Source organism: Telluria sp. ZB4P34 (assembly GCF_059686055.1).
On record NZ_JCASIF010000004.1, the window covers coordinates 70,888 to 92,964 of the forward strand.

At 67.4% G+C, this 22,077-nt stretch carries 18 protein-coding genes; 7 read left to right on the forward strand and 11 right to left on the reverse strand.

Going from position 1 to position 22,077, the window contains the following annotated elements:
• Positions 1-112: 112 nt before the first annotated feature.
• Together AC56KL_RS09305 and AC56KL_RS09310 are read left to right on the forward strand one after the other, a co-directional pair.
• A complete protein-coding gene (locus AC56KL_RS09305; RefSeq protein WP_497179867.1) occupies positions 113-2,179 on the forward strand; it encodes a PAS domain-containing hybrid sensor histidine kinase/response regulator family protein in 2,067 nt (688 codons plus the stop codon).
• 178 nt (positions 2,180-2,357) lie between these two features.
• Complete coding sequence (locus tag AC56KL_RS09310; protein WP_497179868.1) at positions 2,358-2,795, forward strand: hypothetical protein; 438 nt, start codon at positions 2,358-2,360, stop codon at positions 2,793-2,795.
• A 6-nt stretch (positions 2,796-2,801) separates the two neighbouring features.
• On the opposite strand, the gene AC56KL_RS09315 is transcribed toward AC56KL_RS09310, so the two are convergent.
• The 4 genes from AC56KL_RS09315 to AC56KL_RS09330 are packed head-to-tail and all read right to left on the reverse strand — an operon-like array spanning position 2,802 to position 6,089.
• A complete protein-coding gene (locus tag AC56KL_RS09315) occupies positions 2,802-3,389 on the reverse strand; it encodes a GNAT family N-acetyltransferase (RefSeq protein ID WP_497179869.1) in 588 nt (195 codons plus the stop codon).
• 11 nt (positions 3,390-3,400) lie between these two features.
• Positions 3,401-4,354, reverse strand: a complete 954-nt coding sequence (locus AC56KL_RS09320; RefSeq protein WP_497179870.1) for an alpha/beta fold hydrolase — start codon at positions 4,352-4,354, stop codon at positions 3,401-3,403.
• Complete coding sequence (locus tag AC56KL_RS09325) at positions 4,351-4,608, reverse strand: SDR family NAD(P)-dependent oxidoreductase (protein ID WP_497179871.1); 258 nt, start codon at positions 4,606-4,608, stop codon at positions 4,351-4,353. Before AC56KL_RS09325 ends, AC56KL_RS09320 begins: the two co-directional genes overlap by 4 nt.
• Positions 4,605-6,089 carry a flavin-containing monooxygenase gene (locus tag AC56KL_RS09330; RefSeq protein ID WP_497179872.1) on the reverse strand — a complete coding sequence of 495 codons (1,485 nt, stop codon included), beginning with the start codon at positions 6,087-6,089 and terminating at the stop codon, positions 4,605-4,607. The genes AC56KL_RS09325 and AC56KL_RS09330 overlap by 4 nt, the downstream gene beginning before the upstream one ends.
• Positions 6,090-6,209: 120 nt before the next feature.
• On the opposite strand from AC56KL_RS09330, the gene AC56KL_RS09335 reads away from it, so the two are divergent.
• A complete protein-coding gene (locus AC56KL_RS09335) occupies positions 6,210-6,905 on the forward strand; it encodes a TetR/AcrR family transcriptional regulator (protein WP_497179873.1) in 696 nt (231 codons plus the stop codon).
• Here the strand turns inward: AC56KL_RS09335 and AC56KL_RS09340 are convergent.
• From AC56KL_RS09340 to AC56KL_RS09360, 5 genes are all read right to left on the reverse strand, one after another.
• Positions 6,902-7,408, reverse strand: a complete 507-nt coding sequence (locus AC56KL_RS09340; protein WP_497179874.1) for an outer membrane beta-barrel protein — start codon at positions 7,406-7,408, stop codon at positions 6,902-6,904. The two genes, AC56KL_RS09335 and AC56KL_RS09340, sit on opposite strands and share 4 nt — an antisense overlap.
• Positions 7,409-7,647: 239 nt before the next feature.
• Positions 7,648-9,054 carry a dihydrolipoyl dehydrogenase gene (gene lpdA / locus AC56KL_RS09345; RefSeq protein WP_497179875.1) on the reverse strand — a complete coding sequence of 469 codons (1,407 nt, stop codon included), beginning with the start codon at positions 9,052-9,054 and terminating at the stop codon, positions 7,648-7,650.
• 7 nt (positions 9,055-9,061) lie between these two features.
• Positions 9,062-10,426: a dihydrolipoamide acetyltransferase family protein gene (locus AC56KL_RS09350; RefSeq protein ID WP_497179876.1), complete on the reverse strand. Its 1,365-nt coding sequence runs from the start codon at positions 10,424-10,426 to the stop codon at positions 9,062-9,064.
• Positions 10,427-10,429: 3 nt separating this feature from the next.
• Positions 10,430-11,443 (reverse strand): alpha-ketoacid dehydrogenase subunit beta, encoded by a 1,014-nt coding sequence (locus AC56KL_RS09355; protein WP_497180142.1) that lies wholly within the window; start codon positions 11,441-11,443, stop codon positions 10,430-10,432.
• Between the two features lie 62 nt (positions 11,444-11,505).
• Positions 11,506-12,738, reverse strand: a complete 1,233-nt coding sequence (locus AC56KL_RS09360; RefSeq protein WP_497179877.1) for a 3-methyl-2-oxobutanoate dehydrogenase (2-methylpropanoyl-transferring) subunit alpha — start codon at positions 12,736-12,738, stop codon at positions 11,506-11,508.
• A 321-nt stretch (positions 12,739-13,059) separates the two neighbouring features.
• Between AC56KL_RS09360 and AC56KL_RS09365 the strand changes: the two genes are divergently transcribed.
• The gene (locus tag AC56KL_RS09365) at positions 13,060-13,569 is read left to right on the forward strand and encodes an EAL domain-containing protein (RefSeq protein ID WP_497179878.1); all 510 of its coding nucleotides are present in this window, start codon (positions 13,060-13,062) and stop codon (positions 13,567-13,569) included.
• A gap of 23 nt (positions 13,570-13,592) precedes the next feature.
• Here the strand turns inward: AC56KL_RS09365 and AC56KL_RS09370 are convergent, their stop codons facing one another.
• Complete coding sequence (locus AC56KL_RS09370; protein ID WP_497179879.1) at positions 13,593-13,949, reverse strand: translation initiation factor Sui1; 357 nt, start codon at positions 13,947-13,949, stop codon at positions 13,593-13,595.
• 187 nt (positions 13,950-14,136) lie between these two features.
• Here AC56KL_RS09370 and AC56KL_RS09375 point away from each other — a divergent pair, with 187 nt between their 5' ends.
• From AC56KL_RS09375 to AC56KL_RS09385, 3 genes are all read left to right on the forward strand, one after another.
• Positions 14,137-14,679 carry a DUF3617 domain-containing protein gene (locus tag AC56KL_RS09375; protein ID WP_497179880.1) on the forward strand — a complete coding sequence of 181 codons (543 nt, stop codon included), beginning with the start codon at positions 14,137-14,139 and terminating at the stop codon, positions 14,677-14,679.
• Positions 14,680-14,837: 158 nt separating this feature from the next.
• The gene (locus tag AC56KL_RS09380) at positions 14,838-17,783 is read left to right on the forward strand and encodes a DUF4214 domain-containing protein (protein ID WP_497179881.1); all 2,946 of its coding nucleotides are present in this window, start codon (positions 14,838-14,840) and stop codon (positions 17,781-17,783) included.
• A 21-nt stretch (positions 17,784-17,804) separates the two neighbouring features.
• A complete protein-coding gene (locus tag AC56KL_RS09385; RefSeq protein WP_497179882.1) occupies positions 17,805-20,039 on the forward strand; it encodes a DUF4214 domain-containing protein in 2,235 nt (744 codons plus the stop codon).
• A gap of 108 nt (positions 20,040-20,147) precedes the next feature.
• On the opposite strand, the gene AC56KL_RS09390 is transcribed toward AC56KL_RS09385, so the two are convergent.
• On the reverse strand, positions 20,148-22,043 hold the full coding sequence (locus AC56KL_RS09390; protein WP_497179883.1) for a CocE/NonD family hydrolase: 1,896 nt from the start codon (positions 22,041-22,043) through the stop codon (positions 20,148-20,150).
• Positions 22,044-22,077: the final 34 nt, after the last annotated feature.

A 22,077-nucleotide genomic window follows, 5' to 3' on the forward strand; every position in this document is an offset into this window, starting at 1 on the left:
TGCAAGGAAGAAAATGTTGTGTCTTTGCTGCGTAATGACAGTGCGCCAGATTGTTTCATGCTTAGCGTATCGATATTACAATTGCGATTCGACAAAAACGGATAGCACCAGCATGGCGCAAGCGGCAGCATCAGGTCCCCGGCGTTTCGCCCATGGCGGCGGCCGGATCGGCAAGATTATCGATGAACTCGACTGGAGCGCAACGGCGCTCGGCCCGATCGCCGGATGGCCGCCGGTGGTCCGTAATACGGTCGAGCTGATACTGCGCTCGCCGGTGCCCATGGTGACCATGTGGGGCGCGGACGGCATCATGATCTACAACGCGGGCTACGCCCGCATCGCCGCCGGGCGCCACCCGCGGCAGCTGGGCGCGCCGGTACGCAGCAGCTGGCCCGACGAGGCGGCCTTCAACGATTACGTGATGCGGGTCTGCATGGCCGGCGGTACGCTGTCCTGCCGCGATGCCGAGTTGATGCTCGGCGGCCAGGGCGCACCCGGGCGGGTCTGGCTGGACCTCGACTATTCGCCCATCGCCGGCGACGACGGCGCCATCGCCGGCGTGCTGGGCGTGGTGGTGGAAACCAGCGGGAAGGTGCGCGCCCGGCGCCTGCTGTCCAGCCAGCAGCAGCGCCTGCGCGCGAGTGAAGCGCGCCTGTCCAGCCTTGCCGAGGCGATGCCGGCCCAGGTCTGGGCTGCGGACGCCAGGGGCCGGCTCGACTGGTTCAACGAGCGCATCCACGCCTATAGCGGCTACGGCTACGACGAGCTGTCGGGCGACGGCTGGGGGCGCATGGTGCACCCGGGCGACCTGCATGCGGTCCGCACCCGCTGGACCGAGGCGGTCGCCACCGGCATGGCGTTCGAGGCCGAGGTGCGGCTGCGCCGGTCCGACGGCAGCTACCGCTGGCACCTGAACCGCGCGCTCCCGCTGCGGGCGGAGGACGGGCAGGCCAGCGGCTGGATCGGGACCAATACCGACATCGAAGAGCAGAAGAACATGGCGCAGCGCTACGCCGCGCTGAACCAGGACCTGCAGGGGCAGGTGGCCCTGCGCATGGCCGAACGCGACCGCATGTGGCGGCTGTCGCGGGATATCCTGCTGGTATGCGCCTTCGACGGCCGGGTGGAAGCCCTGAGCCCGGCCTTCGGCGCGCTGCTCGGCTGGGCCGAGACCGATATCCTGGGCAAGAACTTCCTGGAGCTGGTGCATCCGGAAGACCGCTCGGCCACGGTCGCCCAGATGGCGGCGCTCGGGCGCGGCGCCCCTGTCGAGAAGTTCGAGAACCGCTACCGGCGCAGGGACGGCAGCTGGTGCCTGCTGTCGTGGAGCGCGGCGGCCGACGAAGGCCAGGTGCACGCGATCGGGCGCGACATCACGCTCGATCGCGAGCAGCGCGAGACGGCCCGCCGCACCGAGTTCGCCCTGCAGCAGGCGCGGAAGATGGAAACCATCGGCAAGCTCGCCGGCGGGGTGGCGCATGAATTCAACGAGCTGCTGCAGCGCATCTCGGGAAACCTGCGGCTGTTCCAGGTGTCGGGGCCCGGGGCGGGCCCGGATACGGGCCCGGATTCGGGCGCCATGCACCCCGATTGCGGCCGCTGGATCGAGAACGCGCGTTCGGCGGTGGACGAGGGCGCCAGGCTGGCCGGCTGCCTGCTGGCCTTCGGCCGCCGCCAGCTGCTCGCGCCGGAGCTGGTCCGGGTCGGCCGCCTGGTCTCCGGCATGGAAGACATGCTGCGCCGCGCCCTGGGCGAGGAAATCGAGATCGCGATGGTGATCCCGGGCAGTCTGTGGAACACCTCGGTGGACCAGGCCCAGCTCGAGAACGCGCTGCTGCGCCTGGCGGCCAATGCCCGCGATGCGATGGGGGGCAGCGGGCGCATGACGATCGAAGCGGGCAACGCCGTGCTCGACGAGCTGTACTGCCGCACGCACGGCGACGCGACGCCCGGAGATTACGTCATGCTGGCGGTGAGCGACACCGGCTGCGGCATGCCGCCCGAAGTCGTCGACCGCGCCTTCGAGCCTTTCTACTCGACCAAGGAAGAGGGCAAGGGCCTGGGCCTGTCGATGGTGTACGGATTCGTGAAGCAGTCCGGCGGCCACGTAAGGATCCATGGCGAGCCGGGAAGCGGCGCCACCATCAAGGTCTACCTGCCGCGCTCGGGCGCGCCATAGGCAAGGATCCGGATGCCGTTGCGGGGCATGCCGGACGACACGCCGGCGGCCCAGGCGTCCGCCTTGTGCACACGAGCCCGCCGGCCTCGTCCTACACCAGGCTTGGGGCTGGGACTATTTGTGTGCGGCCGGCGCGGGACTATCATGGGTCCATGATTCCATGAACAGGGAGGCCATCATGTCGATGCAAAGCGAAGGCAAGGACGCCAAAGGACGCAACTACCACCAGACCACCCGGGACGGCACCGGCAGCGCCGCCAGTGTCGGCACCGGCGGCACCGGCGACATCGGGTCCATGGGCAGCGAAAGCATGAGCGGGGCCAATCAGCAATCCGCCAGCCGCAGCGACGACCTGCTTGCGGGGCACACCACCGACCAGGAAGCCGACCAGGCCTTCAGCGGCGGCAGCCAGGGCGGCCAGATCCAGACCGGGATGGAAGGCATTGGCCGGGGCAGCGGCAGCCGGCAGTCCGGTGAAGAGAAGAATCAGCAGTCCGGCCAGCAGAACCAGCAGTCCGGCCAGCAAAACCAGCAGTCTGGCCGGCAGGGCGCGACGGGGCCGGGCGAGGGCGATCCCGACCAATACGACCAGGGTAGCGCCGGGCGCGAATCCTGATGCTGTTCAGGCGCCGCCTGGCGCCGTGAGGCCGGACTCCGCGTCCGCGCAGCGCAGGCGGTAGAGCACGTGGCGCGACAGCGGATGGTCCGGCGGCAATGCCGGGTGCGCGAAGGCGCCCCCGGTGTCTTCCTGCATGCCCAGCTTTTCCATCACCGCCCGCGAACGCAGGTTGGCGGGCACGGTGAAGGAAACGATTTCATCCAGGCCCAGTTCCGTGAAACCGAAGCGCAGGCAGGCGCGCGCCGCCTCGCCGGCATAGCCCAGGCCCCAATGCGATGCCGCCAGGCGCCAGCCGATGTCGGTGCAGGGCGCGAAGGGCAGGCTCCACGGTCCACTACCCGGCTGGTGGCGCTTCAGGCCGACGAAGCCGGCGAAGTCGCCGGTGGCCGCCACGCTCACGGCGAAGTAACAGGCGCCACTGCGCGCAAACAATTCCTGCTGGGCCGCGATGAAAGCCTCGGCTTGCGCCATGCTCAAGGGGCCGGGCAGGAATTCGATCACGCGCGGGTCCTGGTTCATGGCCCAGAAGGCCTGCGCATCGGCGGCTTCCCAGGTGCGCAGCACCAGGCGCTGGGTACGGATGAAGTTCATGGCGGCTCCCATCAGCCGGCCTTGGCCACGTCGCCGGCTGCCGCGTCCTCGATGAAGCGCGCCGTGCGCTCCGGCTGGGTTATCGGCAGCATGTGCCCGCCGTCGACCAGTTCCAGCAAGGCGCCGGGAATCCTGTCGACCAGCGCCTGGCCGTTGGCGCGCCAGTCGAGGATGCCGTCCTGGCGACCGAACAGCACCCGTACCGGCAGGCGCAGTTCGCCGTAGCGGCGCGCGAGGGCAGGCATGTGGCCGGCCACGGCCTGCAGGTCGGCCGAACTGGCGAGGAATTGCGCAGGGCGCAGGCTGAGCAGGCCACCGCCGCGGATGGCGAAGTCTGCCGGCACGGTCTCGGGGCCGAACACCTGGCGCAGCACACCCTTGCCCGTGGCGATGCCGAGCGGGACGGCCAGGGTCGCCGCGAACAGCCGCCGCAGCCAGCCGCTCTCGATGGTGAGCGCACGAAAGGCCGGCGGCGCCGAGTCCGGCGCGTGGGTGAGCGGGGCCACCAGTGCCAGCGCGCCCACCAGCCGCGGATGCTCCAGCGCGAGCGTGAGCGCGGCGGCGCCTCCCAGCGAATGGCCGACCACGGTCGGCTGCTGCAGTCCGAGGCGTTCGACCAGGGCCGCAATCGCGCGCGCCTGGGTCGACAGGTCGGCCGGGATGCCGTCGGGACGCGTCGAATAGCCCGAGCCGGGGCGGTCGACCGCGACCACGCGGTAGCGCTTGGCCAGCTCGCGCACCGCGCCATAATTGAAGTGCGCCATCTGGCCGCCGAGGCCATGGATCATCAGGAGCGCCGGGCCATGCCCCTCGTCGCGCACGTGCAGGCGCACGCCTTCGAGCTCGATGAAGCTGCCGCCGGGCGGCAGCAGGGCTTCGATGCGGCGCGCGCTGCGGTGGCTGAACAGGGCCAGCAGGGCCAGCAACAGCGCCATGCCGCCGAGGAAAGAGAGCAGGGTGGTCATCGGGCAGTCGCTTTCTTCAGTATTTTCCAGTAGTGGAAGGGACTCAGGCGCTCGAGCAGGGCCACGAAGCTGGCGTCGCCGCCGGAAGCGCGCACGCCGAGCGTGCGAACGGCCAGGGCGGTGCCGCCCGCGGCCGCGGCGTCGATGTCGGCCAGGGCCAGGTGGCAGCCGTGCCGCGCCAGGGCCAGCGCGGTGGCGCGCCCGATGCCGCCGCTGGCGCCGGTGACGACGGCCACGCGCCTGGCGAGCTTCATGGGAGGCTTCCTCTAGGGCCGAGACGCAGCACGCCGTCGTCGACGCGGCCCAGCCGGATGGTGAGCAGGTCGCGCAGGTAGTTCTGGTAGACCTGCCAGGGCTTGCGCGCGCCCTGCTTGGGCAGCAGGTGGCGCGCCCGCTCGACGTAGCCGGAATGAAAGTCGAGGAAGGGCGCCTCCGGTACCGACGGGTCGCGATGGGCCACCGCAACCGACTGGCCGTGCGCGTCCATATGGCGCAGCAGGCGGCACACCCAACCGGCGGTGAGGTCGGCCTTCAGGGTCCAGGACGCGTTGGTGTAGCCGAAGGCCAGTGCGCAGTTGGGGACGTCGCTCAGCATCATGCCCTTGTAGGACATGGCCTGGCTCGGGTCGACCTCGCGCCCGTCCACGCTCAGGACGGCCCCGCCGAACAGCTTGAGGCTCAGGCCAGTGGCCATCACCACCAGGTCGGCCGGCAGTTCGCGGCCCGACTGCAGCAGGATGCCGCCTGAGGTGAAGCGCGCGACATGGTCGGTCACCACCGAAGCCTTGCCGCTGCGGATCGCCGTGAACAGGTCGCCGTCCGGCACCACGCACACGCGCTGGTCCCAGGGTCTGTAGCTGGGGCTGAAGTGGGTGGCGGCGGCGTCCGGCGAGCCGAGCTGCTGGCCCGCCATCGCGACGATCCTGTGCTTGACCAGGGCCGGCCTGCTGCGCGCCAGCCAGTACAGGAACATGCTCTCGCCGATCAGGCGCCAGCGCGTCAACGCATAGGCCAGCCGTTCCGGGAACAAACGGCGCATGCGCTGCGCGAAGCGGTAGCGCGAGGGGCGCGCCACCACGTAAGTGGGGGAACGCTGCAGCATGGTCACGTGGGCAGCGCGGTCGCTCATGGCCGGCACCACGGTCACGGCGGTGGCGCCGCTGCCGATCACCACCACCTGCTTGCCGCTGTAGTCGAGATCGGCCGGCCAGAACTGCGGCTGCACGATCCGGCCGGCGAAGCCGTCCTCGCCCGCGAAGCGCGGGCGGTAGGCTTCGTCGTAGCTGTAGTAGCCGCTGCACAGGTAGAGGAAGCGCGCCTGCAGCGTGCGTGTTTCACCGCCGGCCTGGGCCTCGACGGTCCACAGGGCCGCGCGGCTGCACCAGCTGGCCCGCAGCACCTTGTGGCCGTAGCGGATGTGCGGCTCGATGCCGTGCTCGCGCGCGGTGGCACGCACGTAGTCGAGGATGGCCGGGCCGTCGGCGATGGCCTTGGCGTCGAGCCAGGGCCGGAAGGCGTAGCCGAGCGTGTACATGTCGGAATCGGAGCGGATTCCGGGATAGCGGAACAGGTCCCAGGTACCGCCGATGGCCGCGCGCGCTTCCAGGATCGCGTAACGCTTGCCGGGGCAGCCCTGCTGCAGGGCCGCGGCGGCGCCGATACCGGACAGTCCGGCGCCGACGACCAGCACGTCCAGCGGCGCCTCGCCGGGCCGGGGGGCAGCGTGGGGCGGCATGGGTTCGGAGCTTGCTTGCATGCTGTCTCGTCGCAGTCGTTTTCCTGTTGCCGGGCCTGTTATTGAACTTATCTTGACACTGTACATTGTCAATATTGGCGTGACAAGTTTCTGTGTAGAATGTCAGCCATGAAAGCAGAGCTGACCACCACCCGTTCCTATCGCGGACTGTCGCAGGAAGAGCGGCGCGCCGAGCGGCGCGCGCGCCTGGTCGCCGCGGCGATCGCCGTGTACGGCGAGCGAGGCTACCACCAGGCCACCGTCAAGGCGGTCTGCGAGGAGGCCGGCCTGACCGAGCGATACTTCTACGAGTCTTTCCTCAACAGCGAGGCGCTGCTGATCGACTGCTTCAATACCGTGACCTATTCGGTGCTGGCGACGGTCACCCATGCCGCGCGCGAGGCGGGACGGGGACGAATTGCGCGTTCGCGCGCCATGCTGCACGCCTATTTCGCGGCGCTGCAGCGCGAGCCGCAGTCGGCGCGCGTGTTCCTGGTCGAGATCCGCGGCGTCAGCCGGGCGGTCGACCAGGCTTTCGATGCCGCGCTGCGCGCGATCGGACGCGAGGTGGCGCGCATCGTCGCCCCGCCGGACGCACCGGAAGACGAACTGCTGCAGGCCGGCGTGGTGGGCGGCGTGATCCATATCGCGCTGCGCTGGATCGACAACGGCTACGCGCCGGACATCGGGAAGGTGGTCGATTCGGCGCTGCGCCTTGGGACCGTGTTGACGACGCCGCAGGAAAGGCCACGCCGCCTCGCCAAAACGGCAAAAGCCCGGCCTGAGCCGGGCTTCGTGAAACCAGCAGCCGCTTAGAACTGGAATGCCACGCCCGCGCTCACATTGGTCGCATCGCTGGCAGGCTTCTGCACTTCGACGCGGGCTGACACGGCCGGGGTGATGGCGTAGTTCAGGCCCACGCCGTACAGGGCCTTCGTTTCCGATTCCTTGCCGCTGAAGCCGTTCAAGCTTGCCTTGGCTTCCAGGCGGTTCAGGCCCAGGCGGCCGTACATGCTGACGCGCTCGCTTACAGGCAGGCTGCCGAGCACCGACAGAGACAATTGGTCGACCTTGGCGCTGGCGCGGATGCTGCCACCGCTCCATTCGTCGTCGGCCAGACGACGGTAGCCGCCTTCGACGGCGAAGTTCTGGTGGAAGTTATAGCCGACGAAAGCGCCGACGCTGGTATCCCGGTCGCGGATATCGTCGATCTTGGTGCGGCCGACGTCGGCGCCCGCGTAAATGGTGCCCGGTTGCGCTGCGAAGCTTGCCGACGAAGCGATCATCAGGGCGGTAGCGGCTGCGATTTTCTTGAACATGTTGATGCCTTTTCTTGTTAGTAAGGCGCTGGGGTTCATTCCCGAGCGCGGTGCGATTATTGCACTCGAGATACTTTTGAAATAGGCATAAAGTTGCAAATATTGTTTGCAGTTGTAACAATGTATGCATACGAGCTTTGCCTTCAGACAGCAATCGGCAAAGAAGTCACGGTCCAGCCGCACACCGGCACGCGAAAAAAAAGCCGCCCCAAAGGGCGGCCCGGTGAAGCAGGACTGCGTCAGATGTGCAGCGCGTGTCCGAGTGCGCGCAGGGCGGCTTCCTGCACCGCCTCGCCCAGGGTCGGGTGAGCGTGGATGGTGCCCGCAATGTCTTCCAGCTGGGCGCCCAGCTCGATCGACTGGGTGAAGCCTGCAGCCAGCTCGCCCACGGCCCCGCCCACGGCCTGCCAGCCGATGATGCGGTGGTCGCTCTTGCGCGCCACTACGCGCACGAAGCCATCGGTGCTCTCGATGGTCATGGCGCGGCCGTTGGCGCTGAACGGGAAGTTCGCCGTGACGATCTCGATGCCTGCCTTGTCGGCCTCGAGCGGCGACATGCCCGCCACCACGATCTCCGGGTCGGTGTAGCACACGGCCGGGATCGCCGCCGGAGCGAAATGGCGGCGCTTGCCGGAGATGATTTCGGCGACCATCTCGCCCTGCGCCATGGCGCGGTGGGCCAGCATCGGCTCGCCGGTCAGGTCGCCGATGGCCCAGACATTTCGCATCGAGGTGCGGCACTGGTCGTCGACCTTCACCGCGCGACCAATCATGTCGAGCATCAGGTTTTCCAGGCCCCAGCCCGTCGTGTGCGGCTTGCGGCCGACCGCCACCAGCACGCGGTCCGCTTCCAGCAAGGACTCCACGCCGGAGGCATCGCGTACGCGCACGCGCTGGCCTTCCTCGTCCATGCCGAGCACCGAGGTGCCCAGGCGCAGCTCGACGCCCAGGCGCGCAAGGGACGCGGCCACGGGCTTGACCAGGTCGGCGTCGTAGGCGGGCAGGATACGGTCGGCGGCTTCCACCACTGTCACCTGGCTGCCCAGCTTGCGGTAAGCCGTGCCCAGTTCGAGACCGATGTAGCCAGCGCCAACGACCACCATGCGCTGCGGGATCTCGCCCGGGGACAGCGCCTCGGTCGACGAGATCACGCGGCCTCCGAAGGGCATGAAGGGCAGTTCCACCGCGGTGGATCCGCTGGCCAGCACCATGTGCTCGCAGCGGATGCGCACCGTGGCTTCGCTGCTGCCGTCCGGCTTCACCTCGACCGTCTTGCCGTCCAGGATGGTGGCCCAGCCGTTCACCAGCCTGACCCCGTTCTTCTTGAGCAGGGCGCCGACGCCGCCGGTGAGCTTCTTGACGATGCCGTCCTTCCAGGCCACCGTGGTGGCGAGGTCGATGCGCGGCTCGCTGGCGGTGATGCCCAGCGGTGAGGTCTCGGCGGCGTAGCTGCGCGCCTTGCAGTACTCGTCCGCCGCGTGGATCAAGGCCTTCGAGGGGATGCAGCCGACGTTCAGGCAGGTGCCGCCCGGGGACGCGCCTTCGACCAGCACGGTCGGCACGTTCAACTGGCCGGCGCGGATGCCGGCCACGTAGCCGCCGGGGCCGCCGCCGATGATCAGCAGGGTTGTATTGATAGTCTCCATGTGCCTTTTACTCCACGAAGATGGTGGCCGGGGTTTCCAGGTAGCCGCGGATGGCCTGGATGAACTTCGCCGCCACCTGGCCGTCGATCACGCGATGGTCGAACGAGGACGACAGGTTCATCATCTTGCGCGCCACCATGGCGCCGTCCCTGATCACCGGACGGTCGACGATGCGGTTGGTGCCGATGATCGCCACTTCCGGACGGTTGATGACCGGGGTGGTGACGATGCCGCCCAGCGGACCGAGGCTGGTGATGGTGATGGTCGAACCGGTCAGCTCGTCGCGCGTCGCCTTGCCCAGGCGCGCGGCATCGGCCAGGCGCGCCACTTCGCGCGCGCTGTCCCACGGATCGCGCGCTTCCGCGTGACGGACCACCGGCACCATCAGGCCGGCGTCGGTCTGGGCCGCGATGCCCAGGTGAACCGGCTCGTACTGGGTGAGCAGGTTGTTGGCATCGTCGTAGCGCGCATTCATCATCGGATACTGGCGCAGCGCCAGCACCACGGCGCGCATCAGGAGCGGCAGCAGGGTCAGCTTGCCGCGCTCGGCGCCGTAGCGTGCGTTGAGCTGGGCGCGCAGCAGTTCCAGTTCGGTGACGTCGATCTCTTCGACATAGGTGAAGTGCGGGATTTGCCGCTTGGCTTCCTGCATCTTCTCGGCGATCTTGCGGCGCAGGCCGATCACCGGTGCGGCGTGCTCGCCCTCGCGCTTGGCGTAGCGGTTGTCGCTGCCCGCACCGGCTGCGGCGCCGCGCCGACCCGACACGTGGGCGTCGAGGTCGGCATGCGTGATGCGTCCGGCCGGACCGCTGCCGTGCACGAACTGCAGCTCGATGCCGAGGTCCCAGGCGCGCTGGCGCACGGCGGGCGCGGCCAGCGGCTTGTCGCCTTCGGCGCGCATCGGCGCCGGGCCGTTCTGGTAGCTGCGCGACTGCGGTGCGGGCGCCTTCGGCGGGGGAGGCGCCGAGGGCGCCGGCGCCTTGGCGCCTGCGCCCGCAGTCGATCCTGCCTGCGCTTCCGCCTGCGCCACCGCTGCCAGCTGCGGCTCGCCCACTTCCTCGGCCGGGGCCGTGGCGGCCGCCGATTTCACCGGCTCCTGTTTCGCCTTGTCGCCGGAATAGTTGCCTGCGCCTTCGACTTCCAGGCGGATCAGTTCCGCGCCCACGGCCAGCGACTGGCCGACCGCGCCGCCCAGGCTCGTAATCGTGCCGGCGACCGGGGATGGAATCTCGACGGTGGCCTTGTCGGTCATGACGTCGGCCAGCACCTGGTCTTCCTTGACCGTGTCGCCCGGCTGCACGTGCCACGCGACCACTTCGACTTCGGCAATGCCTTCGCCGAGGTCCGGCATTTTAATGACGTGAATGCCCATGTTTTAACGTCCCTCCATCGCACGTTTCAAGGCGGCCGCGACGCGGTCCGGCCCCGGGAAGTAAGCCCATTCCTGCGCATGCGGATACGGGGTGTCCCAGCCGGTGACGCGCTCGATCGGCGCCTCCAGCTGGTAGAAGCAGTGTTCCTGCACCAGGGCCGCCAGTTCGGCGCCGAAGCCGCTGGTGCGGGTCGCCTCGTGGACGATCACGCAGCGGCCGGTCTTTTTCACCGAGTTGACGATGGTGTCGAGGTCGAGCGGCCAGATGCTGCGCAGGTCGATCACTTCGGCGTCGACGCCGCTCTCGCGTGCCGCCGCTTCCGACACCCAGACCATGGTGCCGTAGGCCAGCACGGTCACGTCGTTGCCCGGACGGACCACGGCCGCCTTGTCGAGGTCGACCTTGTAGTAGCCGGTCGGCACGCTGCCCATCGGGTGGCCCGTCCACGGGACCACCGGACGGTCGTGGTGGCCATCGAAGGGGCCGTTGTACAGGCGCTTCGGTTCCAGGAAGATCACCGGGTCGTCGTTCTCGATCGATGCGATCAGCAGGCCTTTCGCGTCGTAGGGATTGGACGGCATCACGGTGCGCAGGCCGCACACGTGGGTGAAGAAGGCTTCCGGGCTCTGGCTGTGGGTCTGGCCGCCGTAGATGCCGCCGCCGCAGGGCATGCGGATCACCATCGACGACGTGAATTCACCGGCCGAGCGGTAGCGCAGGCGCGCCGCCTCCGACACGATCTGGTCGGTCGCCGGATAGAAATAGTCGGCGAACTGGATCTCGACCACGGGGCGCAGGCCATAGGCGGCCATGCCCACCGCGGTGCCGACGATGCCGCCTTCCGAGATCGGCGCGTCGAACACGCGCGACTTGCCGTACTTCACCTGCAGGCCGTCGGTCACGCGGAACACGCCGCCGAAATAGCCCACGTCCTGCCCGAACACCACCACGTTGGGGTCGCGCTCCATCATCACGTCCATTGCCGAGCGCAAGGCCTGGATCATGGTCATGGGCATGCTGGCGACGTCCTTGTCCTTCTCGTCGCCACTGTCTTTCGTTTGATCGTCACGTGCCATCATCAGACTCCCAGCTCCTGGCGCTGCCGGCGCAGGTGCTCCGGCATTTCCTTGTATACGTCCTCGAACATCGTCGCGGCGCTCGGGGCGCGCTCGTCGCCCAGGATGCCGTACGATTCCGCCTCTTTCTGGGCGGCGAGGACTTCTGCTTCCAGCTCGGCCTGTACCTTGTCGTGCTCTGCGTCCGACCACCAGCCCTGCTTGGTGAGGTAGCGGCGCAGGCGCGCGATCGGGTCACCCAGCGGGAAGTGCTGGGCATCGTCTGCCGGGCGGTAGCGCGACGGATCGTCCGAGGTCGAGTGCGGGCCGGCGCGGTAGGTGACCCATTCGATCAAGGTCGGGCCCAGGTTGCTGCGGGCGCGTTCGGCGGCCCAGCGCGAGGCGGACAGCACCGCCAGGAAGTCGTTGCCGTCCACGCGCAGCGAGGCAATGCCGCTGCCGATGCCGCGGGTGGCGAAGGTAACGCTCTCCCCCCCGGCGATGGCCTGGAAGCTCGAGATCGCCCACTGGTTGTTCACCACGTTCAGGATCACCGGCGCGCGGTACACGTGGGCGAAGGTGAGGGCGGTGGAGAAGTCGGATTCTGCGGTGGCGCCGTCGCCGATCCAGGCCGACGCGATTTTCGTGTCGCCCTTGATGGCGGACGCCATGGCCCAGCCGACCGCTTGCGGGTACTGGGTGGCCAGGTTGCCGGAAATGGTGAAGAAGCCGGCGCGGCGCACCGAGTACATCACCGGCAGCTGGCGGCCCTTGAGCGGGTCGCGCTCGTTCGACAGCAGCTGGCAGATCATCTCGACCATCGGCACCTGCTTGGCGAACAGCAGGCTTTGCTGGCGGTAGGTCGGGAAATGCATGTCGCCGTCTTCCAGGGCCAGGGCCTGCGCCGTGCCGATGGCTTCCTCGCCGAGCGAGAGCATATAGAAGGACATTTTCTTCTGGCGCTGGGCGATGACCATGCGCGCATCGAAGATGCGGGTCTTCATCATGGTGCGCAGCCCGAAGCGCAACAGCTCGGGCTCGGCTTCCGGGACCCAGGGACCGACGGCGTCGCCGTTCTCGTCCAGGACGCGGATCAGCCCGGTCGCGATGTCGCTCGTGTCGAGCGGCGCCACGTCGATGGGCGGACGCCGGACGGAGCCGGCGGGACTCAATTGCAGATACGAAAAATCGGTCTTGCAGCCCGGGCGGCCGGTAGGCTCCGGTACATGCAGCGACAGAGGCTTACTCTGACTCATAAACGCTTCCCCTTTGTAAGGTGACTTGCGGCAAGCATGATAAGGCTTACGGGCCTGCACACGAAGACCCCCGGCCAACTATTTTCATATTGCTATGCAGCATAAATGGGTCGTGCAGGCATACGGACCATGCGAAGCCTGAACCGTCGCGATGGCGGTACAGGCCCGTGACGGGCAGGCGTTGCGGATTGCGCGCCGCCTGCGGCGTCTGTAGTATGGATCGGGCGCAGGATGCGTGCATGCCCGTTCGCAGGCAAACATGAAAAAAACTGCCGTCGTCCTCTCTGGAAATGCATCCGACTTCCATGTCGGCATCAACGTGTGCGGGCCGATTTCCATTCGCCGGGCTTCATCGACGACCTGCAGGGCTTCCTCCACCGGATGGGTGCGCATCCGTCCAGCCTGATCCTCGAAGTGACCGAGCGCGGGCTGCTCGACCCGGTGGTGGCGCGCGAGGTCTCGGGGCTGCTGCGCAGGCATGGCTTCGCGCTGGCGATCGACGACTTCGGCGCCGGCTATTCGAGCCTGTCCTGCCTGGAGTCGCTGGAACTCGATTACCTGAAGATCTTCCGCAGCTTCATCGAGGCGATCGGCGCCGGCGCGCCGACCAGCCAGGTGGTGGGGCACATCATCCGGATGGCCAGGGACCTCGGCCTGCGGATGATCGCGGAAGGGGTGGAAAGCCAGGCGCAGTACGAGTTCCTGGCGCGCCACGGCGTGCAGTACGGGCAAGGCTGGCTGTTCGGCAGGCCGATGCCGTTTACCGAAGTGCTGCGGCGGATGGAGGCGATGGCGCAGGAAGAAGCGGGCACGGCGCGCGCCGCCGGCTGACGACACGATGGCGCGGTTACGACTCAGCCGCCGGCACGCTTCGCATCGTGCCCATGCCTTGCGAGCTCCCGCATCGCCTGCTCGCAGTGATCGCCCTGCAGTTCGATCACGCCGTCCTTGACCGTGCCGCCGGCGCCGCAAGCCGTGCGCAGGCCTTTACCCAGCGCGGCCAGCGCGATCGGGTCGAGGGCAAGGCCCTTGACGAGGGTGACGCTCTTGCCGCCGCGGCCCTTGGTCTGCAGGGACACGCGCAACACGCCGCTGCCGACGGGCGCCGCCTTCGCCTTGCAGGCACAGTTCGCGAGCGGCTGGCGGCATGCGGGACACATCCTGCCGCTTTCGGTGGAATAGACGAGGCCGCCCTCTGGATGACGCTTCATTGGATTGCTTGAGATCGTTAAGGTGGTACGGGCTTCATTCTAGCGTGTCGGATCGCGTTCATCGCGACGATCTGCGATATTTCAGGCTTGACTAGCTGTTATCCTTGGCGTAGTCAGACGCGTTGTTCATCAAGCTGCATTTTCACTGTTGGGGACCATTATGAACGCTAAACTAGTTGCTGCAACAATGCTGGCCTTGGCTGCATTCGCTGTCACGCCCTCATCGGCGCAGACGCTGAAGCCGGGCCTGTGGGAAATAAAGACTGCGGGTCAAGGCGGTGCCGGCAGTGGCAAGGCGATGTCCGAACAGATGGCACGCATGAAAAGCCAGATCGCAGCCATGCCAGCCGAGCAGCGCAAGCAATTCGAAGCGGCGATCCAGGCCGCCGAAGCAAACGATGTCCAGTTCACTGACGAAGGCATGACCATGAAACACTGCATCGGCAAGGACGACGCAGCGGAGTTTCATCAACTCGTCACCAGGGACGGCAACTGTACATCGCAGCGTTCGCCGATGGTTGGGGGAGTCGTCAAGCTGGAGGTCAGCTGCACCACACCCCCGGCCGCGGGCACCGGCAGCATCCGATTCCAGGGCGACACCGGGTACACCATGGAAATGACAATGACCGCCAAGTCCAGCGGCGGCAGCCACAGCAGCAAGATCGGCGCCTCAGGCAGATGGCTGGGTGCGAACTGCGGCAAGGTCAAGCCCGCCGTGCGTGGGCAATAGGGTCGCCACTGGCGTTCGCACCTGGATGCCGCTGCCCCAGGTTTTCGAGCATCTGTCGAGGAAGCTTACAACCGGCCGTCACGCCCGATAGAAAACAAGGACTTACATCACGGCACATGTTTTGCTTTAGTGAATGGCAGAACATGACGGAGAAGGTGATGAAAGCTTGCGTTCTACTGAAGTTGCTCGCGCTGGCGCTTCTGCTCGCGTCGTGCGGAGGACGCGAAGCAGCGCCGCCCGCGTCGAGCATGGCGACGGTCACCAGCAAGTCGTCGGCGCTGGAGGAACAGGCGGCCAGGCGCTACCATCCGATGGTGCAGCGCCTGTATCTGGCGTATTTCGGGCGTCCCGCCGATCCCGGCGGACTGGCATTCTATGCCGAGAAGTACCTGGAAGCCGGCGCGCCCTCGGATATCCCCGGGTTGGCGCGCGCCTATCCGTCCAGCCCCGCCATCCGGATGCTGGTCGACAGCTTCGGAAACAGCGCCGAGTCCAGGGGCATGTATGGGGGCGACGATGCCGCTTTCGTTGCCGCGATCTACCGCTACCTGTTCAACCGGGCGCCCGACAGCGCGGGCGCAGCGTTCTGGGTAACGCAGATCCGGGCCGGCACCGTGACGCGCGGCAGTGCGTCGCTCTCGATCATGGCCGGGGCCCAGGGAGGGGACGTCGCCGTCGTCGACCGGAAGGCGGGGGCGGTGTCCGCGTTCACCGATGCGCTCGACAGCGACATCCGGCGTCTCGTGTATGCGGGCCCCATCGCGAACGAGGCGGTGCGCACGATGATCGGGACCGTCGCCGCCTCCACCGCAGAGCCGGAGCTGGCGGAGCGCATCGAGACGACCATCCAGCACCTGCTGGGCACGCCCAGCCAGGTGACGCTCGACACCAGCATTCCAGCGTCGACCGCTGCCGCGGTCACGACGCTGGCGACGGTACGCGGCGCGGTTCCGTACGGGCAGGCGGTGCCGTCGATGGTGGACGAGCAGCCGGTGATGGCGCTCGACGCTGCCGGCAAGATGCGTGCCGCCGGTTTCACCACCAGCGGCGCGCGCGCCCTGATCGGCGCCCACTCCACTGCGCTGGCGCTGGTCCGCATGGCGCTTCCGGCGCCGGAGAGCCTGTCCTCCCAGCAGTTCAATGGCGTGATCGCCGCCACCCCCGGTTTTGCCGGCTTGCTGGCCGAGGTCACGGATGAGCTGGCGAAGGGAACGGCGCCCGCGGACGCGCCGGCGCTGCTGCGCACCGTGCTGTCGGTTGCGCGGCAGGCCGAGACCGGGCTGCTCCAGGGCGCACGACGGGCAGCGCTGGCGCCCTCGCCGGCGGCGCAGTCGCCCTTTCCCCATACGCTGGTGAGCCATCCGCGCGCGCTCGGGAAGATCAGCATCGGCCGCGACACCGTGCTGCACAATTCGACTTCCCTTGCCTGGACCGTACGCAGCTTCGACTACGGAGGCGCCGAGCTGGGCGAACCGGGCAAGGACAAGATTTTCCCGGCGCCGGCCAGTATCGGCGGCCGCATCGCCGGTCTACGCACGCTCACGCCGGTACAGGACGCCGGCCGCAGCTTCCGCCTGCGGGTCAGCCAGGATCCGCGGGCCATCAAGACCAACCTGGACAACATCGTCAAGGACATCCTGCTGGATCTCAGCGGCAAGTACGTCGAAGGAATGGCCGGCCTGTTCAAGGAGAATTGCGTCGCCGCGGTGGTCGGTACCGTCGGCCAGGTGCCCCGGCTGGTTGCGCTTGCCGAGGAACCCAACAGCGACAATCTGCTCAACGTGCTGGAAGCGAACCTTGTCACGGCTGTCCTCGACCAGGTAGCGACGGCGCCGATCGTGGCCAGCTGCTTCAAGGACTTCCGCGCCGCCGCCTTCATCGGCGCCAAGCTCGGGCTGCAACTGGCGTTCGCCAAGACGGCCGAAACCGGGATTGGGCTTGCAAGCCTGATCGAAAAGTACTGGTCCCTGGCGCACTTCTGGGGCACCAGGAAGGACCTGGTGATCTGCATGGACCGGAACAAACAGGTGGCCAATTGCGCGGCGCGTTTCCGCGTCAAGCCGGACCCGCTGCTGCTGTTCGCCGGCGACGCAGCGGAAGGAACACTCGAAGCCTTCGACGCCCAGGACGGGGCCACCGGCCTGCCGCTCAATGTCGAGGTGACGGGACCCGGCCTGCGCTTCGAGGACGGGCGGCTGGTCGCCATGGCCCCGGGGTCCGGAAGCCTGGTGATCCGCGATCCGGTCACCGGCGTGTCGAGCACCCAGTCCTCCACCGTCGCACTCGCGAGCTTCGACCGCAGGGTGGTGCCGCTGGCGGTCGGCACCAGCGCTACGGCGAACCTGGTGGGCCCGGCCGGAGCGTACGTGCGGGTCTACCGGGTCTCCGATCTGTACCGCTACACGGCGTCCGTGCCCGACGCGGTCCAGCTCACCCGCGTCGGCCAGACCGGGCTGGAAATCCGCCTCCTGAAACCGCAGCCTGTCACCATCACCGCCACCAACACGGTCGTCGCCCACAGCGTCACGCTCGAAGTGATTCCCTTCGATCTCAAGCCTTGCAGCGCCGGGATGGTCCCGCCGACCAGCTGTACTTCCACCCGGTTCCCCCACAAGAACGTCGTCAGCTTCGAGGTGGTCGGCGACCGGCTGGTCATCGAAGAAGACGCGCTGTACGACCAGCGCGAAGACCGGCACCGCTACTCGCAATGGACCACCGGGTCGACGAACTACTACGGCGGGGACCATCCGGAACTCGTTATCGATCTGGACAACAATGGCGAAATCCTCTCGCAGCGCGACAACCGCTATCTGGTGTCCTGCCCGGTGGCCGAAAGTATCCGCCCGGTCTACAACCAGGAACAGTTCATCGAGTACTACGTGATCCTGCACGACTTCCCGGGCGGGTACACGGACATCCTGTGCCGCGACCCTTCGGCCAGCATCCCGCTGACCAAGCAGTTCGCCCCGACGATGTATGAAACGCTGCCGCACTGGCTCTACAAGTATTCGCTGCCGCTGTCAGCGATCCTGTCGCCCGACGGCTACGTGCATTTGCATGTTGGACGCTACCGCAATGCGCCGTATTCCTTGAAGATCCGCTGACACCGAACCTGGACCCGCAAGATGGCCGATACAAGCAAACCACAGCTGAACTTCCTGCGCATTCCCGCTGGTGGCGACGTCGGTACGGGCGCGCTCCGGTTCGAGGTCGGCGCCGACGACGGCAACGGCAGCGGAATTTCGTATGTGCAAGTGGTGTTCGACCGGCCCCTTATCGACCCGCGCGGCGGATTCCTGTCGTTTTTCCAGTTCAGGGATGGCGAGCAGTCGACCATCGATGGCTTTGGCGACGCGACACCGGGGTATGCGATCTCGAATCTTGCGGTGAGCCCATCGACCGCGCCGGGTACCTACAACATCGCTTTCGTCGCGGTTGCGGACCAGGCCGGAAATACGAGCATCTACACCCCGGCGATGCTGCAGGCGATGGGCGTGGCCACCGCCATTACCCTCGTCAATCCGAAGGCGCCGCCGGCTCCGGGCGCGCAGGTCATCCTGAACGGCGCCGGCCAGATCGTCGGGAACGTCGCAAGCTTCACGGGAACGGCGCAGCCCGGGCAGACGGTCGAGGTGACCGGCCGCCGCGTCTACGAGGAGCCGCCCGGGTCGGGCCACAGCTACCAGCAGGACCTGGTGCTCGGCACCGCGAAGGCCGACGGCGCAGGACGATGGTCGCTGCAGGTGGCGGGGCTGAAGGACGGCCGCTACACGCAGGTCGCCGCCAAGCAGCTCGACGGGCAGGGCAATGCATCGGCGCCGAGCCAGCCCCTGTCCTTCGAGATCAACACGATGGTGCCGGGCGCGCCCGTGGCAGCGGTAGCGAAAGATGCGTCCGGCGTCAGCACGGCTGCGGTGAACCTGATCTGGGGCGAGGCGGCGCCGAATAGCACGATCACCATCGTCGAGGACGGGCAAGTAATGGGGACGACCCGGTCCGATGCCAGCGGCAGCTGGCATCTCAAGACGCCGGCCCTTGGGAAAGGCTTCCACAGTTTTGCGGTGTACACGGAAAACGCCGGCGGGCTGCAGTCCGCCCCAGCCATCCTCGAGCTCACCGTCGATCCGCAGCCGGGCATCCGCTTCACCGTGGCGAGCTTCGCCAACCAGACGAGCCACCCGGTGCAGCAGGCGGCCATCCAGGCCGGGCTGGACGAGGCGGCCGCCAGGTTCAACGCGGTGATCGACGCCGACTTCGAGGTCTTGCTGGCCACGCGCGCGCTCGTGCTGGGCGGGCGCGCCTACGCCAATGCAGGCGCGTCGGTCGCCGCACAGGTGGGCAGTGACGGCCAGGCTACGACGCCCCTGCTCAGCGACGCGGAACTCAACGTATCCGTCCCGTTTGCGGCGGTGCTGTCGCGGCCGGGAGGCGCCTACGAACCCTTCTCGGTCCAGGTATTCGTGCATGAAATGCTGCATGTGATGGGCTTCAATCGGGTGCCCGTGATGGACAGGTACATCGAGTACGTGGACGGCACGCCGTATTTCCACGGTCCGAACGCCATGGCGATCGTCGGCAAGCCGGTACAGATGAGCGAGGACCGGGCGCATGTCATGGACCCGCACGATGCCATCCATTCGGGCACCTCGCCGGAGTCGCCCTGGCTCGCACCTGGCAACCCGACCGCACCGCTATCGCCGCTCGACCTGGCGATGCTGAAAGATTTCGGTTACCAGATCAAGGACACGCTGGTGTCTTACGACGGCCGCACCTTCATCCCAGGCAGCCAGACAACGAACGTAGCGGGAACGGCCGGCATCGATACCGTCAAATATGCCGGCAAGGCGTCCGACTATCAAGTCAGGCTCCTGCAGTCGGCGGCAACGGTGACCAGGCTGGGCGATCCGCTTGACCGCGACAGCCTGTTTGCGGTCGAGCGGATCATGTTCGATGACCGTATGCTGGCCATCGATATCGACGGCAATGCGGGGCAGGCTTACCGGCTCTACCAGGCTGCCTTCAACCGCACGCCGGATCCAGGCGGATTGGGCTACTGGATCGCCCAGATGGACAGGGGCCTCGGACTGGCGGACGTCGCCGGCGAATTCTATCAATCGGCCGAATTCAGGAGCATGTACGGAAGCCACCCGACCAGTAGCGGCTTCCTCACCAGGCTGTACGAAAACATCCTGCATCGCGCACCCGACCAGGCGGGCTACGACTTCTGGCTGGACAAGCTCGACGGGAAGAATGTCTCGATGCAGCAGTTGCTGGCCTTGTTCAGCGAAAGCAGCGAGAACCAGGTCGCCCTGATGGGCGTGCTCCAGAACGGCGTGAGCTACACCCCATATTATGGGTGACCGGCCTATCCGCCAACGCGCCGAGCCGGGGCAGAGCGCACGGGCAGGCCGGCGCGAACGATGCGCCCGGAGCTGCCCCCCGGCGCGTCGTTCGCTGTGCGCGCAGTCTTATTGCACGACCGGCAGTTCGATATAGCTCTGGTTGCCGGCGTCGTGGTGCAGCACGTTATCCGCCACCACGCCCGTCTTCTCGCTCTCGTTCGGCCCGCCCGTGTTCAGGTTGCGCACGAACTTCGGGAAGTTGGAGGAGGTCACCTCGACCCGGATCCGGTGGCCCGCGCCGAACTGGATCGCGGTCGCGATCGGGGTCGGGCGGATCGTCACCACCTCGCCCGGCGTCAAGGGCGCTGGCTTGTCGAAGCCGTTGCGGTAGCGGGCGCGGAAGATGGTGTCGCCGACGATCCAGGCGGTGCCGTCCGGGGCGACGTCGACCAGCTTCACGGCGAAGTCGGTGTCCCTGGCATTCGACGAGACCTTCAGCACCGCGTCCACGAAACCGGCCACGCTGACCGGCTTAGGCAGCGGGTCGCTGGTGTACACCAGCACGTCGCTGCGCGCCTCGACCGGACGCTGGTCGAAGGCGCCCGGCACCACGATGCCGCCATTGCAGCAATCGCCGCCGCCGATCGTCTGCACCGGGTTCATTGGATCGTAGCGGTAGCGGTCCGCCGCCTCGTTGGCGGCTGGGGCCTCGGCGCTGAGGCGTCCGTCGCCGTACAGCGAGTTCGCCTTGCCGCCCGAGCGCAGGTACAGGCGCATCGGCTTGGCCTTCTCCGGCGGCCAGGCGCCCGCGCTCTGCCAGCGGTTGGCGCCCATCTCGAAGTAGCGCACCTGCGGGGTGGTGCTCGGGAAGGCTTTGGTGTCGCCCTTGAGCCAGCGGTCGAACCAGCCGTAAATGGCGCCGTCGACGTCGAAGCTGGTGTCGCCCATGTTGCGCTCGCCGATGGTGTTGTTCGGGCCCAGCCGCGAGAAGGCGCAGTGCACGTTCGGCGCCACCACCGCGTACTGGTTGGCGCTGGCTTCCTTGTCGGTGCCGGCCGCGCGTGCATGGTTGAACAGCTCGAGGTTCGGGCCGATCGAGACGTCGTACCAGCTGTTGAACCACAGCGCCGGCACGCCCCAGCCCATGCCTTCGTGGTACAGGCCGCCCTTGCGCCAGCCCGGGTCGGCCGGGGTGCGCTTGATCAGGGTTTCAAAAGTGCCGGGCGGCTCGCCGAGCGACGACAGCAACTGGTCGACCGGCAGGTGCTTGATCTGCCTGTTCCAGTCGACCTGCGGCTTCTTCGGATCCAGGTCGTTGTAGGCTTCGATGCGGGCGCGCATCTTTTCGTCCGTGATCGAGGCCGGCAGCTCCGCGCGCAGCGGATTGTCGACGCCGTACAGCCACACGAAGAACAGGTTGCGCGGCACGCCGCCCGTGTACCAGTTGCCTTGCTCCTGGAAGCGGCCGACCTTGCCGATCCCGGCGCCGGCCGCCATCGGCACCATGGCCGCATGGGCCGGGTGGTTCAGGCCGGCCAGGGCCAGCTGCCATTCGGCCGAGGAGGAGCAGCCCAGCGTACCGACCTTGCCGTTCGACCAGGGCTGCTGCGCAATCCAGGACAGGGTGTCGTAACCGTCGGTCTGCGGATTGCCCAGGATTTCCCATTTACCCTGCGAGAAATAGCGGCCGCGCTCGTTCTGGACGATGAAGGTGTAGCCGCGCTTGACCGATTCGAGCACGTAGCGCTGGGTCGAACCCTTGAGCTTGCCCTCGTTGTACGGGGTCTTCCACAGGATTGTCGGGAGCTTGCCGTTCGGGTTCTTCGGCATGTAGATGTCGGTCGACAGGCCTACGCCGTCGCGCATGGGCACCATCACGCTCAGGCGCGACGTGGCGATCCGCGCCAGTTCCTTCTCCAGCGCCTCCTGGCTGTACTTGGCATAGTCCTGGGCCGCGACGACGACGCTGGCGTCGGCCGCCAGCAGGGAAACGGCGACGACAGTGGCAACGATCTTGTTCAAGCTGACTCCTCCACACATGGTTGGTCGGCGCCCG